Annotated in this window: 15 protein-coding genes; 2 read left to right on the forward strand and 13 right to left on the reverse strand. The window is 56.0% G+C overall.

The genetic code is table 11. The annotated features are described in order from the left end of the window. Window positions 1-47 precede the first annotated feature (47 nt). From P8T57_RS06240 to coxB, 12 genes are all read right to left on the reverse strand, one after another. Window positions 48-1,307 carry a pitrilysin family protein gene (locus P8T57_RS06240; protein WP_341364918.1) on the reverse strand — a complete coding sequence of 420 codons (1,260 nt, stop codon included), beginning with the start codon at window positions 1,305-1,307 and terminating at the stop codon, window positions 48-50. A 47-nt stretch (window positions 1,308-1,354) separates the two neighbouring features. Continuing rightward, the gene (gene thrC, locus P8T57_RS06245; protein ID WP_341364919.1) at window positions 1,355-2,752 is read right to left on the reverse strand and encodes a threonine synthase; all 1,398 of its coding nucleotides are present in this window, start codon (window positions 2,750-2,752) and stop codon (window positions 1,355-1,357) included. Between the two features lie 171 nt (window positions 2,753-2,923). After that, window positions 2,924-3,343 carry a cyclic nucleotide-binding domain-containing protein gene (locus P8T57_RS06250; RefSeq protein ID WP_063092049.1) on the reverse strand — a complete coding sequence of 140 codons (420 nt, stop codon included), beginning with the start codon at window positions 3,341-3,343 and terminating at the stop codon, window positions 2,924-2,926. 120 nt (window positions 3,344-3,463) lie between these two features. Then, window positions 3,464-4,951: a carboxypeptidase M32 gene (locus P8T57_RS06255; RefSeq protein WP_341364920.1), complete on the reverse strand. Its 1,488-nt coding sequence runs from the start codon at window positions 4,949-4,951 to the stop codon at window positions 3,464-3,466. Window positions 4,952-5,058: 107 nt separating this feature from the next. Next, a complete protein-coding gene (locus P8T57_RS06260) occupies window positions 5,059-5,781 on the reverse strand; it encodes an SURF1 family protein (protein ID WP_007092270.1) in 723 nt (240 codons plus the stop codon). A gap of 9 nt (window positions 5,782-5,790) precedes the next feature. After that, the gene (locus P8T57_RS06265) at window positions 5,791-6,159 is read right to left on the reverse strand and encodes a DUF983 domain-containing protein (RefSeq protein ID WP_037987152.1); all 369 of its coding nucleotides are present in this window, start codon (window positions 6,157-6,159) and stop codon (window positions 5,791-5,793) included. A 17-nt stretch (window positions 6,160-6,176) separates the two neighbouring features. After that, window positions 6,177-6,977 (reverse strand): cytochrome c oxidase subunit 3, encoded by an 801-nt coding sequence (locus tag P8T57_RS06270; protein WP_007092272.1) that lies wholly within the window; start codon window positions 6,975-6,977, stop codon window positions 6,177-6,179. 83 nt (window positions 6,978-7,060) lie between these two features. After that, entirely contained in the window at window positions 7,061-7,651 is a 591-nt protein-coding gene (locus tag P8T57_RS06275) for a cytochrome c oxidase assembly protein (RefSeq protein WP_065701828.1), read from the reverse strand. A gap of 7 nt (window positions 7,652-7,658) precedes the next feature. After that, complete coding sequence (locus P8T57_RS06280) at window positions 7,659-7,796, reverse strand: hypothetical protein (RefSeq protein ID WP_156962616.1); 138 nt, start codon at window positions 7,794-7,796, stop codon at window positions 7,659-7,661. Beyond that, complete coding sequence (gene cyoE, locus P8T57_RS06285; protein WP_341364921.1) at window positions 7,793-8,719, reverse strand: heme o synthase; 927 nt, start codon at window positions 8,717-8,719, stop codon at window positions 7,793-7,795. The genes P8T57_RS06280 and cyoE overlap by 4 nt, the downstream gene beginning before the upstream one ends. 87 nt (window positions 8,720-8,806) lie before the next feature. Continuing rightward, window positions 8,807-10,393, reverse strand: a complete 1,587-nt coding sequence (ctaD, locus tag P8T57_RS06290) for a cytochrome c oxidase subunit I (RefSeq protein ID WP_007092275.1) — start codon at window positions 10,391-10,393, stop codon at window positions 8,807-8,809. 11 nt (window positions 10,394-10,404) lie between these two features. After that, window positions 10,405-11,256 carry a cytochrome c oxidase subunit II gene (coxB, locus tag P8T57_RS06295; RefSeq protein WP_007092276.1) on the reverse strand — a complete coding sequence of 284 codons (852 nt, stop codon included), beginning with the start codon at window positions 11,254-11,256 and terminating at the stop codon, window positions 10,405-10,407. A 944-nt stretch (window positions 11,257-12,200) separates the two neighbouring features. Between coxB and P8T57_RS06300 the strand changes: the two genes are divergently transcribed. Next, on the forward strand, window positions 12,201-13,022 hold the full coding sequence (locus P8T57_RS06300) for a hypothetical protein (RefSeq protein ID WP_007092277.1): 822 nt from the start codon (window positions 12,201-12,203) through the stop codon (window positions 13,020-13,022). Between the two features lie 87 nt (window positions 13,023-13,109). Here P8T57_RS06300 and P8T57_RS06305 read toward each other — a convergent pair whose 3' ends face one another. Then, on the reverse strand, window positions 13,110-13,688 hold the full coding sequence (locus P8T57_RS06305) for a YqgE/AlgH family protein (RefSeq protein ID WP_007092278.1): 579 nt from the start codon (window positions 13,686-13,688) through the stop codon (window positions 13,110-13,112). Window positions 13,689-14,059: 371 nt separating this feature from the next. Here P8T57_RS06305 and P8T57_RS06310 point away from each other — a divergent pair, with 371 nt between their 5' ends. Beyond that, entirely contained in the window at window positions 14,060-16,288 is a 2,229-nt protein-coding gene (locus tag P8T57_RS06310) for a protein-disulfide reductase DsbD domain-containing protein (protein WP_341364922.1), read from the forward strand. The last annotated feature ends 13 nt before the right edge of the window (window positions 16,289-16,301 follow it).

Here is a 16,301-nt window from a genome sequence, read left to right on the forward strand (position 1 = left end):
CGTCCGCCACATGTGCGAACGCCGTTCCATATCGACAATCAGATTGATCAGGCGCGCAGCCGTGCCGCCAGATCATCATAACCCGGCATGCCCTTGACCGGGCCAAGCGCTGTCACCGTCGGCGTCCCGCCCAGAAGCGACTTGCCCGCCGCACGCACCCGTTCAAGGTCAACCGCCTCGACCTTGGCAATGATTTCTTCCATGGTCTGCGGACCACCAAAAATCTGGATCTGGCGCGCAAGCGTTTCGCAACGACCGGAATTGCTTTCCATGCCCATCACGACCGATGCCTTAAGCTGTGCACGCGCCCGGTTCACTTCTTCCTCGGTCAAATCGACCGTGGCGCGGACCAGCTCGTCACACATCACCGGCATCAATTCGCCAATGTCGTTCGGCCCGGTTCCGGCATAAATCGAAAACAGCCCGCCATCGACATAATGTGACGAGAAGCTATAGACCGAATAGACAAGCCCGCGCTTTTCACGGATTTCCTGGAACAGCCGCGAAGACATGCCGCCACCCAGAAGCGTGTTGAACACCTGCAGATCATAGAAACTGTCATCGGTATAGGACACCGTCGGCAGGCCGAAAATCACATGCACCTGTTCAAGGTCGCGCTGCTCGATCCGGCTGCCGCCCTCATAGCGAAGGGCTTCCATTTCATGATCTTCATGCGCCGGAAGGTTATCGAACTTTTCCGAGACCAGATCGACAATCTGCTGATGATCAACCTTGCCCGATGCCGAAAACACCATGCGTTTCGGGCTGTAACGCCGCGACATGAAATCAAACAGATCATCACGCGATAGCGACGATACATTTTCAGGGCTGCCAAGGATCGACCGGCCCAACGCCTGATCCGGCAGGGCCGTTTCCTGGAAATAATCGAAAACAATGTCATCGGGCGTATCATTGGCCTGCCCGATTTCCTGCAAAATCACCTGACGTTCGCGCTCAAGTTCCTTCGCATCCAGCGTCGAATTCTGCAAAATATCGGCAATCACATCAATCGCCAGTTCCTGATCTTCATGCAGGACCTTGCAGTAATAGGCCGTATTCTCGCGCGAGGTATAGGCATTCATCTGCCCGCCAACATTCTCGATTTCCTCGGAAATCTGAAGCGCGCTGCGACGCCGCGTTCCCTTGAACGCCATATGTTCAAGCATATGGGAAATGCCGTTGATATCGGGTGTTTCGTTGCGCGCACCCACATCAACCCACGCGCCAAGCGCTACGGATTGAACATGTTCAAGGCGGTCGGTCGCAACGATCATCCCGTTGTCAAGCCGGGTGAGCTCGACTGTCATATAGCTTTACTCCTGTGTTTCATTTCATGCCCTCGTATTACTGTATTTCAGGCCGCACGTCGCCTGTCGCGAACATGCGCCATCAATGCACCAACATCATTGGACATGGGCTCGACCTTCTCAGGCCGGTCATATAGGTCAGACAGCCGTGCGGGCAAGTCCGGATAAATCCCCGATGCCTGTTTGACCGCATCCGGGAACTTCGCCGGGTGTGCTGTCGCCAGCGCCACCATCGGCACCGATTTGTCACGATTGCATTTGCGCCCGGCGACAATACCGATCACCGAATGCGGATCAACAAGCTCGCCACTGGTCGCCAGCACATCCCGGATCGCCGCCCGGGTTTCATCATCGCTTAGCCGATAACCGTCAAAATGTTCGCGCGCCCGGGCAAACTGCCCCTGCGACATTTCCATGATCCCGGTTTCGCGGAACTTCGTCAGCATCCCGGCAATCGCCAGACCGTCACGATCATAAAGATCAAACATCAGACGTTCAAAGTTCGAACTGACCTGAATATCCATCGACGGGCTGATGGACGGCTCGACACCTTCCATCTTCATCACACCACTTTCGAAAAAGCGGGCCAGAATGTCATTGCGGTTGGCCCCGACCACAAACTGTTTGATCGGAAGCCCCATCTGCATCGCGGCATATCCGGCATAGACATTGCCGAAATTGCCCGACGGCACGGAAAACGATATTTCGCGTTCCGGCGATCCAAGCTGCGCCCCCGCCCAGAAATAATAGGCGATCTGGCACATGATGCGCGCCCAGTTGATCGAATTGACCGCCGAAAGGCCGACCTCGTCACGAAAGGCATGATCATTGAACAATGCCTTCACAAGGTCCTGACAATCATCAAACGATCCCTCGACCGCGATGTTATGCACATTGTCCGACAGGATGGTCGTCATCTGGCGACGCTGCACTTCGGAAACGCGGCCTTTCGGATGCAGGATGAAAATATCGATATTTTCCCGGTCCCGGCACGCTTCAATCGCGGCCGATCCGGTATCACCCGACGTCGCCCCGACAATCGTGATCCGTTCGCCGCGCTTGGCCAGAACATGGTCAAACAGTCGCCCGACCACCTGCAACGCATAATCCTTGAACGCCAGTGTCGGCCCATGGAAAAGCTCCATCACCCAGTCATTGGCACCAAGCTGCTTAAGCGGTGCGACGGCTTCGTGATCAAACCCGGCATAGGTTTCTTCAAGGATGGTTTTAAGCGCCGCATCATCGACCGATCCGGTCGTAAAGGGCTGGATCACCTTATAGGCAACCTCGGCATAAGTCAGGGTCCGCAGCGCACGAATGTCATCGGCAGTAAAAGTCGGCCAGATTTCCGGCACATACAATCCACCATCACGGGCCAGACCGGCCAAAAGGACATCATCAAACTGCAAAACCGGCGCGGTTCCCCGCGTGCTGACATAACGCAACGACCTATGCTCCTGAACTGGGCTTTCACAACATTCAGGCACCCCTGCCCCAAACGGGCAAAGACACTCCAAACCGAAAGTTAGTGAGGGGAACAGCCGCCATAGTCAAGGGTCAATCCGGCAGATCAGGCGTGCTTTGCGCAATATCGCGTAACGCCGCGTGATCGCTGCCTATTTATCAAGCTCGATCCCATGTTCCTTGAGCTTGGCTTCCGCCACCGCGGCACGACGCACCACCGTGCGGTAGTTATTCAGCAGAATCCGCAGGATCGCCTTGATGAAGCGATCCGACGCCGCCATTTTCTGCTCAAACGTCTGGCGATTGATCGCAATCAGGACCGTGCGTTCACGCGCCCGCGCCGATGCCATCCGCGGCTGGTTGTCCACCAATGCCAGTTCACCAAAAAGCCCCCCGGCTTCGATGGTGCCAAGGATGACTTCTTCGTTGCCATTCATGGTCTTGAAGATTTCAACCCGGCCTTCCTGCACGACAAAGGCTGCACTGCCGGGTTTTCCTTCCCGGAAGATCACCTGATCGGCGGCATATACCTGCCGATCCATCACTTTCTTGTTGCCGTCGGTTATCCCCATGACACTTCCGGGAAAATGGACATTAAATCAGAATATCCTGATGTGGGGCTATTTGCCTGCCGTCACCTGTGCCGGAAGGACGAGTGATGCTATCAGATAAGCATCGCCAATCAATCAGTTTCACCCGCCATATCTGTTTTCCATATGCGCCTTGAAGGCCGCCACGCCAAGCGGTTGACCGGTTGCCTCGATCAGAATCTCGTCGGTTGATTTGCTCGATGCCTTGCCGTGGATATTTTCGCCAAGCCACCCCATCAACGGGCTGAAATCACCGCGCGACAGTGCTGCGGGGATTTCCGGCTTGGCCTTTTTCGCTGCGGCAAAAATCTGGGCCGCTGCCATCGCGCCCAGCGTATAGGTCGGGAAATATCCCCACGCCCCCGACGGCCAATGAATATCCTGCAGGCAGCCATCCCTGTCATCGGGCGGCGTAATGCCCAGCAATTTGCCCATCATTTCGTTCCACGCCTCCGGCAGATCGGCAAGCTTCATGTCGCCTTCGATCAGGGCACGCTCCAGCCGATAGCGCAGGATCACATGCGCCGGATATGTCACCTCGTCGGCATCCACGCGGATCAGGCCCGGCTCGACCCGTGTATAAAGCCGATGCAGGTTGCCTGCATTCCATGCCGCGTCATCGCCACCAAACGCCGTCTTGAAGACCGGCCCGGCATAGGTCAGGAATTCTTCCGACCGGCTGGCCTGCATTTCCACCAGAAGCGACTGGCTTTCATGCAGGGTCATGCCGCGCGCCTTGCCCACCGGCTGATTGCGCCACGCGCCGGGCAATCCGCGTTCATACATCGCATGGCCGGTTTCATGCAGAACCCCCATGATCGCCGATGTGAAATCATTCTCGTCATAGCGCGTCGTAATGCGCACATCATCGGGAATGCCGCCACAGAACGGATGATGCGAAATATCCAGACGGCCATGCTCGAAATCAAAACCGACCGCCTGCATCAGATCAAGGCCGACCTTGTTCTGAACCGAAACCGGGAACGGCCCGGTCGGGCTTATCGGGGCTTCTTCGTACTTCTGGCGTTCAATCACCTCGGCGGTGAAAGACGGCAGGAACGATTCCAGTTCGGCAAACAGGCTATCGATCCGATCAGACCGCATCATCGGGTCATACTGATCGAGAAGCGCGTCATAGACCGACGTGCCAAGGGCTTCGGCCTTGGCTTTGCCCGCCTCTATCGACAGGTCAAGAACCGTCTGAAGTTTCGGCAAAAGCCCGGCAAAATCATTATCGGCACGCGCCCCGCGCCATGCGACTTCGCAACTGGTCGCCGCCAGCGACATTTTCTCCACCAGATCGGACGGCACCGCCGTGCCATGCACCCAATTGCGTTTCATTTCCGCCAGATTGGCTTTCTGCCACGCATCAAGGTTTTCACCCCCTGCCGCTTCGATCAGATCGCCCATATCGGGTGCGGTGATCAGTTCATTGGCCATGACATCAAGGGTCGCCAGTTGCTCGGACCGGGCATTGGCCCCGCCGTTGGGCATCATCGCCGCCATGTCCCAATGCAGCATACCGCCAATATCGGACAGAACATTGATGCGGCGAAAACGGGCTTCAAGCGATTTATAGGCGTCAGTCATGGAAACTCCTGTTCGGCGGAACCGGAAAACGGGGCAAAAAAGCACGGCCAACATGCCGCACAATGGCGGCATCCGGCAATCAAAGGGCTGGACCACAGGCAGCCAGATCAGCTGTCTGTGCCATCCTTCTGCGGGCGGCGGTGATACAGAATAAAGATCACAATCAGTGAAAGCGCAAGGCTGTACCATGTGATCGCATATTGAAGATGATTGTTCGGAAGATCGATTTTGGCCTGACCACCAATCGGCAACCCGCCGGGGATTTCCGTTTCGTCAAGTTCAAGATAATAGCGGCTGGCAAGATCCGCCCCGCTATCCTCGGCCATCGCATCGACATCGACAAAGAACCACTGATTTTCCAGCGGTTCGTTTTCCGGCTGAACCCAGTGTCGGGTCTGCGGCAGGCGCAACACGCCGGTCACCCGGACATTGCCTTCAATCAGGCTGTCAGGCCGGGTTGACGGATCGCGATAATCCTGCGGCACCCAGCCGCGATTGACCAGAATGATCCGGCCATCTTCCTGTTCCAGCGGCGTGATCAGATGAAACCCGATATTGCCCCGGCGTGTGCGCGCCATCAGATACATTTCCTGATCGTTCAGGAAATGGCCGTCGGCATAGGCGGCCCGGAATGCCATCGCCGGGTCCGGTGCCACATCGGTTGGCACGGCAATCGGCGGCTCGGACGCATGCGCCTGACGTTCCGCGATCAGGTTCTGTTTCCAGAACAGACGATCCACCTGCCAGGACCCAAGTCCCAGAAGGATCACAAGGGCAAGACCGGCACAGATTTTGATCGCAGGGCTGGGGCGTGTCGTCAGAAGGGGCATCTATTGGGTTCAATCCTGTTCGGAAGTCGACCGATGGCGATATTGCAGCGCCACCATGAGGCCTTTTAACGGTCGCAGCAAGGCCAGTGTTACCCCGATGATGGTCGGAAACCATAACACCGCATGCAACCACAAAGGCGGCATATAGGTCATCTCGACCCAAAGCGCCAGCGGCACCACGACAAAGCCGAGGATGAAAATGATGAAAATCGCCGGGCCATCACCGGCATCATGACCACGAAGGTCAAGACCGCACTGATCACAGCTTTCGCGAACTGTCAGAAAGCCCGAAAACAGCTTTCCCCCACCGCAGCGGGGGCATTTGCATGCCAGCCCGGTGCGTATGGGGGAAAGTGCAGGATAATAATCCATGGTCATTGGGTGACCGGTATCCTTTATTCGCCGCCCCAGATGTAAACGGCAAAGAACAGGAACAGCCAGACAACGTCAACGAAATGCCAGTACCAGGCTGCGGCTTCCAGACCGAAATGATGATCGGGTTTGAAGCCGTCCTTGATCGCGCGCCCAAGGCACACCGCCAGGAACACTGTACCGACAAACACATGGAAACCGTGGAAACCGGTCGCCATATAGAAGGTCGATGAATAAATGCCATCGGCAAAACCGAATGCGGCATGGCTGTATTCATAAGCCTGAAGACACAGGAAGATAACGCCAAGGGCAACCGTAATCGCCAGCCCCTGCACCATATCCTTTTTCTTGCCTTCAAGGCAGCCATGATGCGCCCAGGTCAGCGTGCAGCCCGACAGAAGCAGGATCAGCGTATTGAGGAACGGCAAATCCCACGGATCAAGGACTTCAACGCCTGCTGGCGGCCATTCGGTCACACCGGGGCTGAAAATCACAAACGCGTTGTGGAAGAAGGCCCAGAAGAAGGCGACAAAGAACATCACCTCGGACGCGATAAACAGCGACATGCCATACCGCAAGCCGATCTGCACCACCTTGTTGTGGTAGATGCTGGACTCGCTGATCACGTTGCTCCACCAGCGGAACATCACAAAAAGAATGCCCGCCAAACCAAGTGCTGCCAGCCAGAAATCTGTCGGCGCACGATCCGAATGCATGAACATGACCATGCCACCGGTAAACAGCCCTGCCGACATCGCAGCCACCAACGGCCACGGGCTCGGGTCTACCAGATGGAACGGATGTTTCTGAGCGTGATCACTCATTCCTCGCCCCCCTCAATCCTCACAAATGAAACCTTTAAAGCTCTCTTCATTGGAAACCGGGATACCTGCACAATCATCAGGCCCTAGCCTCCATTTTCTTCGTCCCCGTCCGGCCCTTCAACCGATGCCTCGGCCTTATAGAAGGTATAGGACAGGGTAATGGTCTTCACGTCTCGGGTATTCGGGTCTTCTGCAATCGCCGGATCGACATAGAAACTGACCGGCATATCCACACGCTGGCCGGGTTCAAGCGTCTGTTCGTCAAAACAGAAACAGGCGATCTTGCTGAAATACTGCCCGGCCTTAAGCGGCGTTACATTGTAAACCGCCTGACCGGTGATCGGTTTGACCGACATGTTTTCGGCCATGTAATGGGCAAGGTTGTCTTCGCCCAGTTTCACGGTCATTTCGCGCTGCTCGGGCTTGAACTGCCACGGCAGACGGGAATTCACATCGGCATTGAACCGGATTTTGATGGTCTGTTCCGAAACATCGCGCGGCGCATCGGTGCCAACCTGTGTTGTGCCGCCATATCCCGTCACCTGACAGAACAGCGCATAAAGCGGGACCGAAGCATAAGACAGGCCAATCATGCCGCCAACAACGGCAACACAACCAAGCAATACGCGCTTGTTGCGCGCCTTTGTTTTGTCCGCATGCTTCTGATCAGCCATATATGCCCTAGCTCATCTTAAGAATGGTGATGGCGAAAAACAGAACCGCCAGCCCGCCAAGAATGACAAGAAACGCCCAGTTCTTTTTGCGCCGTTTGGCGTAAAACGCGTCGAGTTCGGCTTTACTCATTTTGGGCTCGGTCATGCCAGATATCCTTTGATCCAGACATCGGCGACCATCGCCCCGAACAGAACGAACAGATACAGGATCGAATATCCGAACATCTTGTGCGGTGCTTTTTCTTCCGCATTGCGCAACACGCGAACCGCATGACGCAGGAACCAAAGCCCGGTCAGTCCCGCCGTCACACCGTAAAACACGCCAAGCAATCCGGTCGCGACCGGCACAAACGTGATCGGCAACAACAGGATCGTATAGATCAGCATCTGTTTTTTGGTTGCGGCCTCCCCGGCCACAACCGGCATCATCGGAACCCCGACCTTGGCATAATCACCACACCGGAACAGGGCCAGCGCCCAGAAATGCGGCGGCGTCCACATGAAGATAATCAGAAACAACGCAATCGAATTGATATCGATCCCGCCGGTCACCGACGCCCAGCCGATCATCGGGGGAAATGCCCCGGCGGCACCGCCAATGACGATATTCTGCGGTGTGCTGCGCTTCAGCCACATGGTGTAAACGAACACGTAAAACGCAATCGACACCGCCAGAAGGGCGGCGGCGGCAAAATTGATCGCAACCGCCATCACGGTCACCGAAAGAATGGATAACGCAATCCCCAGCGAAAGCGCCTCGTCGGCGGGCACACGCCCCGCCGGGATCGGACGGTTCTGGGTGCGTTTCATGTGGATATCGATGTCGCGGTCGTACCACATGTTGATCGATGCCGCCGCACCGCTGGCAACGGCAATGCAGGCAATCGCAACCAGTGCCAGGAACGGATGCATTGTTTCCGGTGCAATCAAAAGACCCACGGCACCGGTAAACACCACAAGGGTCATCACACCGGGTTTAAGCAACGCGATATAGTCGCGCACTTCCGATACCGGTAATGCGGCGATGTTATCGATTGCAAGGGTCTGCTGGGCGGCCTGCTTGGTCATGTAATTCTGGTCTTCTTTTCTCGGGGCGGTCGTATGTTCCCCGCCGGGAACCCATGGTCACCGGCGGGGAACGCAAGATCGGATCAATTACTTGATGCGCGGCAGTTCGTCAAAGGTATGGAACGGCGGCGGCGAGCTGACGGTCCATTCCAGTGTATCCGCACCTTCGCCATATGGGTTGGCTTCGGCCTTTTTGCCACGGATGAAGGCATGCGCCACCACCCCGACAAAGAAGATCGTCGCTGCGAATGAAAGATACGCACCATAGGACGAAACAAGGTTCCAGCCTGCAAACGCATCCGGGTAATCGGCATAACGGCGCGGCATGCCGGCCAGCCCCAGGAAGTGCTGCGGGAAGAAGGTCAGGTTGACACCGATAAAGAACAGCCAGAAATGAATCTTGGCGCCCAGATCGGAAATCTCGTAACCCGACATTTTGCTGAACCAGTAATAGAAGCCCGCAAAGATCGAGAACACCGCACCCAGCGACAGCACATAGTGGAAATGCGCCACCACGAAATAGGTATCATGCAGCGGCAGATCCATGCCCGAGTTCGCAAGGATAACGCCGGTCACACCACCAACCGTGAACAGGAAGATAAAGCCGATCGCCCACAGCATCGGTGCGCGAAGCTCGATCGAGCCGCCCCACATCGTTGCAATCCACGAAAAGATCTTAACCCCGGTCGGCACCGCAATCACCATCGTTGCCGCGGTGAAATAGGCACGCGTATCAACATCAAGGCCGACGGTATACATGTGGTGTGCCCACACGATGAAACCGACAACACCGATTGCGACCATGGCATAGGCCATCCCGAGATAGCCGAAAATCGGCTTGCGCGAGAAGGTCGAAATGATGTGGCTGATGATGCCAAAGCCCGGCAGGATCATGATGTAAACTTCGGGATGACCAAAGAACCAGAACAGGTGCTGATACAGGATCGGGTCACCGCCACCGGCCGGATTGAAGAAATCCGTGCCAAAGTTACGGTCGGTCAGAAGCATGGTGATCGCACCACCCAGCACCGGCACCGCCAGAAGCAGAAGGAACGCCGTTACCAGCATCGCCCACGCAAACAGCGGCATCTTGTGAAGCGTCATGCCCGGCGCACGCATGTTGAAAATGGTGGTGATGAAGTTCACCGCCCCCAGGATCGAGCTTGCACCGGCAAGGTGCAACGCAAAGATCGCCAGATCAACCGATGCATCGGGATGGCCAAGCGAGGCCGACAGCGGCGGATAAACCGTCCAGCCGGTCCCGGCACCACTGCCGACAACCGCCGACAGCATCAAAAGCGCAAAGGCCGGCACAAGCAGCCAGAACGAAATATTGTTCAGTCGCGGGAACGCCATGTCGGGCGCACCGATCATGATCGGCACGAACCAGTTGCCAAAACCGCCAATCATGGCGGGCATGACAACAAAGAACACCATGATCATGCCATGTGCGGTGACCAGAACGTTAAAGAACTGGTGATCTTCGATGATCTGGGTGCCCGGATGGGCCAGTTCCATACGGAACCAGACCGAAAACGCACCACCGATCAGACCGGCAACCAGCGAGAATGCAAGATAGAGCGTGCCGATATCCTTGTGGTTGGTCGAAAGGAACCAACGGGTAAAGAAACCGGGCATGTGATCATCATGCGAATGTGTGTCAGCGTGAGCCATAAATCTCTCCCTCACTCTGCCGAAGCCACAGAAACCGGCGACGGCAGATCAACCGACGCGAATTTCTCCTGGGCCTGTGCGACCCATGCTTCGTATTCTTCCATGGTCACGGCCTTGACCGCGATCGGCATGTAGGCGTGGTTCACGCCACACAGTTCCGAACACTGACCATAGAAGGTGGTGCCTGCATATTCGCCCGGAATGCGGGTCCAGGTTTCGTTCAGGCGGCCCGGCACGGCATCCAGCTTGATGAACAGCGACGGCATGGCCCAGTTATGGATCACATCGTCCGATGTCATGATCAGGCGGATATTGGTGTCAACCGGCAGAACGACGGGGTTGTCCACATCCAGAAGGCGCATCTTGCCCTCTGCAACGGCGGTTTCCTCGTCGATCATCAGGGAATCGAACGTGAAATTGCCGCTGTCGGGATATTCATACGTCCAGTACCACTGCTTGCCGATGATCTTCAGCGTCATATCGGCGTCTTCGACGCGGTCTGCGAAATACAGCAGACGGAACGACGGGATCGCAATAATCAGAAGGATCAGGACCGGCGCCACGGTCCATACGATTTCAAGAAGCGTATGGTGGGTGGTCTTGGACGGGATGGGATTCCGTTTCCGGCTAAAGCGGAAAAGAACATAAAGCAACAACAGCAGGACGATCACCGTAACGGCGGTCATCAGCCATGTCAGAAGAATAAAGAAATCATGGCCCTGTACAGCCACCGGCGAAACCGGGTGCTGAAGACCCAGTTGCCATGGCTCAGGCTGACCAACCGCGGCAAGCGCGGCACTATCCAGTCCGGTCAGAACTGCCAATCCCAGCAAAAGAATGGGAAACAGCATCTTGATCGACATGCGAATCTGCCCCCTCGCATTACATCTCAAGGCAATTTGTCCAAAGGAAAGCCACATCGTGACCCTCGACATATACGAACATAACGGGTTGTTCGTTCATCGAAAAGGCATGCCGTGATGACTCAACCATAAATCGGCATAGCCACCAGGATCTCGACGTAACATCAGACAAACCTGATTTTCAAACCCGCATGCACTGCGGCACAACGGTATGGAAGGCGAATAGCCTATCTTAACAGCCTGTTCCAGAAAAAACCTCGCTGCGTTGCACAAAAATATTACTTTTCCTTTCAGGAATTTAGCGCATGGGTTCAATTTTTTTCTAAATCCAATCCCCTACCCTTGCGATAGAAATGGTGCCATTCCTCATCGCGCCGGACCATCATAGCCCGCTTTGCTGCCACGCAACAGACAGGGCAAAATTATCCTTTAGGCGATACAAACCGCAGGTAAAATCCTTATTTAGGTACGGATTTATCGGCATCCCCCGAACGACGCGTGTTTTACCGCCAGAATCACCCCCGTTTGCCCACTTTATCCACAGGCAAAACCATCACAATCAATCATTTACCCTGTTCCGAGTCGTAAAATCATCACTCCCCGTTTCAACACCGGGCCCGGCATGCCCCGACCGCACGCATGAAGTTTTTCGAATGCACCGCACAAAGGTTGATAAACGCTGCGATCTCTGTGATTGTAATCACAAGGAAATCACCGGAAAAAAGCGCACCGGCTTCCGTATTTCGGGACACGAAACCTACATAAAAACGCGCAGATGCCTTTAATTGAGGGAATCTTCCCCAATATCAGGGGAATGGTCTTGCCAAACTGATCGTTTGGCTGAAACCATTCTATGCAAAAGTATTATATTTTTCTGTTCCGGGATGATTTGTGGATTATCATCGGAACAGGATTACCGTGACGTTTCAGATCGAGGTTCGCTCATGTCCCGCCAAGGAAGCAAAAAGCTTTTCACCGCAGAGCTCCGGCTGCTCAACAAGCTGGAAAGTATGAGTGATATCGTCTCCCTGCCGCTACCGGCCCCGTCCCCTGATGGCGGCGGCGCAGTGGGTGGCACGGATATGTCGACACTCCATAATGCGATCGAGGATCTGAAGGCAGAACTTCTGTCCGACATCCGCATCATGATGGAAGAACAGAAGAAACTGAATGCGCGCGCCGATGATGATGATCAGGACGACGCCCGCAAAGAGCTTCGCATGCTCAAGACCGAAATTCGCGCCCTTGCCAATTCCATTCAGGAAACCAAGCGCGAAATCGCCGCCCTCTATACCGCGCCGGACGACAGCAGCGGCACGCGGATCAACATCGTCAAAGGCGAGCTTGATTCCGTCGTCGCCGCGACCGAGGATGCCACCGCCAACATCCTTGAAACCGTCGAAAAAATCGATGCGGTTGCCCATAATATCCGCTCTGCCGCCCCTGATGACTATACGCAGGGGCTGGCCGACGATATCGTCGATCTGGTGGTCAAGGTGTTTGAATCCTGCAACTTCCAGGATCTGACCGGGCAGCGCATCACCAAAGTCGTCAACACCATGAAATATATCGAGGAACGCGTCACCCGCGTCATCGAAATCTGGGGCGAGGATGACTTTGGCGAATTCGATCTGCCCGCCGACCCCAAAGGTCAGGACAATCTCGATAAAACCGTCACCCGCGCGCCGCAAAACGTCGAACGCGTCAGCCAGGACGAAATCGATCAGATATTCTCGCAGGAAGAAATCGACGCCCTGTTTGACTGATCCGTTTACTGGCCTGAAACGTCACCAAAACACCAAAGCCTGCCGGAAACGGCAGGCTTTTCACGTGCAGGGTTTGGTCCCGTGGCCTTAGGCGTGGCCCGCTTCGCCTGAAAGAAGTTCCGGGGCAAAGCCCAGCTTGGCAAAGGCCTGTTCCCATTTGTCTTCGCAATCAACACCAAACAGAAGGTCGGCATCGGCATCGACATGCAGCCAGCCATTGGCAAGAATCTCGTTTTCAAGCTGCCCGCTGCGCCATCCGGCATAACCAAGGGCCAGAATGCTGCTTTTCGGACCTTCGCCCAGCGCAATCTGTTCAAGGATATCGACCGTTGCCGTCACCGAAACACCCGGATCGACATGCAATGTCGCCTCGTTCTCAAAATCGGTACTGTGCAGAACAAAGCCCCGCCCGCTTTCGACCGGTCCGCCGAAATGCACCTGAATATCTTCAATCGTCGGTGCCGGGCGCGCAATGCCAAGCTGTTCAAGCAATTCCGGGAAGGTGATGCTGTCGATCAGCCGGTTGATCACCAGCCCCATCGCCCCATCCTCGTTATGGGCACAGATATAAACCACGCTTTGCGAAAAACGCGGGTCGCGCATGCCCGGCATCGCCACAAGCAGCTTCCCTTCAAGATATTCGCCAGTGTGATCTCTAATTCCCATTCCCAAACTTTTCCTGTGCTGTTCACTCAAGCCTAGCGCGATCCGTCACACATTACCATCGAAAGCCACCCTTGGCGTCAAAACGGGTAAAAATGACATTGATCAAAGACGCAGCGCGCCACTGCGTTACATGTAGGTAGCCTGACACGCAATCGACAGCAACACCGGCATAAAAATATGGTGTTGAAGATCACATCGATGCGCACACATCCCGGTAACGCAGTCGTGCCTTGCCATGAACATCAACAGCTATTAGCCATCGCCACATGGCACAAAGCAGCCATTTGTGCCATATCCATGAAATGGAACATCATCGTTCCTGCCGCGCCCCGAAAGATGTAAAAAGACTTCACGACCAGAAGGAAGCCACCGTGATCCGATCTTTGTTCCTAGCCCTTGGCCTTGTGATTGCGACTATCCCCCCGTTTGGGGCGGGTGCAAGCGCGCAGACAGCGGCCAGCAACTGGGTTGACGAGGATTTTGCATCACTCCGCCTGATCAGTGCGCGCGATGCCATCAATGGCCGCGATGAAATCCGTCTTGGTCTTGAATTCGAACTTAAGCCCGACTGGAAAATCTATTGGCGCAGTGCCGGGGATGCCGGTTTCCCGCCGCAACTCGACTGGACCGGATCAACCAATATCGGCGACGGTCAAATCCGCTGGCCCGCCCCGCATCGTTTTTCGATCTTTGGGCTGGAAACCTTTGGCTACAAGGATCACATCATCCTGCCGATTGATGTGCCGATCACCGATCCGGCACAAGGCGCAAACATCAGTCTTGATGTCGATTATCTGGTCTGTAGCGACGTCTGCATCCCCGCACAGGCAAACTTCACCCTCGATATCCCCGCCAGCCTTTCGGATGGCGCAAACAGCGATACAGCAGGCATCAGCCGCTTTGCCCATGATATCGAAAAATTCGCATCCCGTGTGCCGCTTCGCGGGGACAACCTGCCGATGTCGGTCACCGATATCTGGCAGTCGACAGCACAATCAGGCGAAAATGACCAGACCGTCCTGAATGTCGCGATCACCGGCCTTGATCAGACCGCATCCGACCCGGTCGAAATCCTGATCGAAGGCAATGTTCGCCTTGGCTTTGGCGTGCCGGTCCCGACCGCAACCGATGCAGCAACCGGCACACAGCAGTTCCGGATTCCGATCTATGGCCTGAAAGACGATCAGACCACGATTGGCGATGACGTGATCGTCACCGTTATCGCCGGCCCCCTTGCCATCGAACAGGACCGTCAGATTGCCGCCGCGCCGTCTGGCACAAGCAGCACAAGCACCACCACCAGCAGCAACGCGACGTCCAGCCCCGGCATCGCCACCACCAGCCTGTGGTTGCTGGGCGCGCTGGCCCTTCTGGGCGGGTTTATCCTCAATTTCATGCCCTGCGTCCTGCCGGTCCTGTCGCTCAAGGTGATGTCGGCGATGAAGGCCCAAGGTTCTGCGCGCAGTGCGACGCGCCGCGGCTTCCTTGCCAGTGCGGCGGGTATCATCACCTCCTTCTGGCTGATCGCGGCCGTCCTGATCGCCATCAAGCTTGCCGGTGGCACGATTGGCTGGGGCATTCAGTTCCAGCAACCCCTGTTCCTGACCGTGATGACGATCATCGTCGCCCTGTTTGCCTTCAATATGTGGGGCCTGTTTGAAATCAATGGCCCGGCCGAACTCGGCAATGCCGCCAACGATACCATCACCGCACGCGAAAAATCCGGTCACCATCTTGGCGGTCACTTCCTGACCGGCATGTTCGCAACCCTGCTGGCAACGCCGTGCTCCGCCCCGTTCCTTGGCACGGCGGTCGGTTTCGCACTGGCCGGCAGCAGCTTTGACATCTTCTGGATATTCACCCTGCTCGGCATCGGGCTGGCCGTGCCCTATCTGGCGATTGCCGCCCGTCCCGAAATCGCCCGCCTTCTGCCCAAACCGGGCCGCTGGATGGGCTTTGTCAAAGGCATTCTGGGCGTGGCCCTTGCTGGCACCGCCATCTGGTTGCTGTCGGTTCTGGCCGTGCAGATCGGGATGGCCGGGGCGATTGCGGTTGGCATCGCCCTTGTCATGACCGGTATTCTTTTGTTTGCCCGCCATCGCACGACGGTGCAGAAACGCAAATATGTCTTTACCGCACTCGCCACCCTTGGCGTGCTGGCCGCCCTGTTCGCACCGGGCTTTTCCAAGGCCCCGCTCAAGAACACCGCATCGCGCACCAGCAGCCAAACCCTGCCGTGGCGGCCCTTCGCCCCGGATGAAATCGCCCGCCATGTTGCCGATGGCAAAACCGTGCTGGTCGATATTACCGCCGAATGGTGCGTGACCTGTCAGGTCAATAAAAAGCTGGTCCTTGAAACCGACGATATGACCGCTGCCCTGACCGCCGATAACGTCATCCTGATGCAGGGCGACTGGACCCGTCCCGATCCGGTGATTTCGCAATATCTGGCGGGTTATGGCCGCTATGGCATTCCGTTCAATGCCGTATTCGGGCCCAAGGCACCGGACGGTGTTCTGCTGTCCGAACTGCTTGGCAAACAGGAAGTCCTTGATGCCATCGCCCGCGCATCCGGTGGTACCGACCTTGTGAAAAAGTGATGTGATGCACATC

It is taken from the genome of Thalassospira sp. SN3W, from assembly GCF_038070535.1.
In the GTDB taxonomy this organism is placed as follows: domain Bacteria; phylum Pseudomonadota; class Alphaproteobacteria; order Rhodospirillales; family Thalassospiraceae; genus Thalassospira; species Thalassospira xiamenensis.

Bases quoted from the DNA above. Each gene is read 5' to 3' on its own strand.
- P8T57_RS06240 (WP_341364918.1), bottom strand. From the start codon at position 1,307: ATGACAGTCGAGCTCACCCGGCTTGACAACGGGATGATCGTTGCGACC.
- P8T57_RS06250 (WP_063092049.1), bottom strand. From the start codon at position 3,343: ATGGGGATAACCGACGGCAACAAGAAAGTGATGGATCGGCAGGTATAT.
- P8T57_RS06255 (WP_341364920.1), bottom strand. From the start codon at position 4,951: ATGACTGACGCCTATAAATCGCTTGAAGCCCGTTTTCGCCGCATCAAT.
- P8T57_RS06260 (WP_007092270.1), bottom strand. From the start codon at position 5,781: ATGCCCCTTCTGACGACACGCCCCAGCCCTGCGATCAAAATCTGTGCC.
- P8T57_RS06265 (WP_037987152.1), bottom strand. From the start codon at position 6,159: ATGACCATGGATTATTATCCTGCACTTTCCCCCATACGCACCGGGCTG.
- P8T57_RS06270 (WP_007092272.1), bottom strand. From the start codon at position 6,977: ATGAGTGATCACGCTCAGAAACATCCGTTCCATCTGGTAGACCCGAGC.
- P8T57_RS06275 (WP_065701828.1), bottom strand. From the start codon at position 7,651: ATGGCTGATCAGAAGCATGCGGACAAAACAAAGGCGCGCAACAAGCGC.
- P8T57_RS06280 (WP_156962616.1), bottom strand. From the start codon at position 7,796: ATGACCGAGCCCAAAATGAGTAAAGCCGAACTCGACGCGTTTTACGCC.
- cyoE (WP_341364921.1), bottom strand. From the start codon at position 8,719: ATGACCAAGCAGGCCGCCCAGCAGACCCTTGCAATCGATAACATCGCC.
- ctaD (WP_007092275.1), bottom strand. From the start codon at position 10,393: ATGGCTCACGCTGACACACATTCGCATGATGATCACATGCCCGGTTTC.
- coxB (WP_007092276.1), bottom strand. From the start codon at position 11,256: ATGTCGATCAAGATGCTGTTTCCCATTCTTTTGCTGGGATTGGCAGTT.
- P8T57_RS06300 (WP_007092277.1), top strand. From the start codon at position 12,201: ATGTCCCGCCAAGGAAGCAAAAAGCTTTTCACCGCAGAGCTCCGGCTG.
- P8T57_RS06305 (WP_007092278.1), bottom strand. From the start codon at position 13,688: ATGGGAATTAGAGATCACACTGGCGAATATCTTGAAGGGAAGCTGCTT.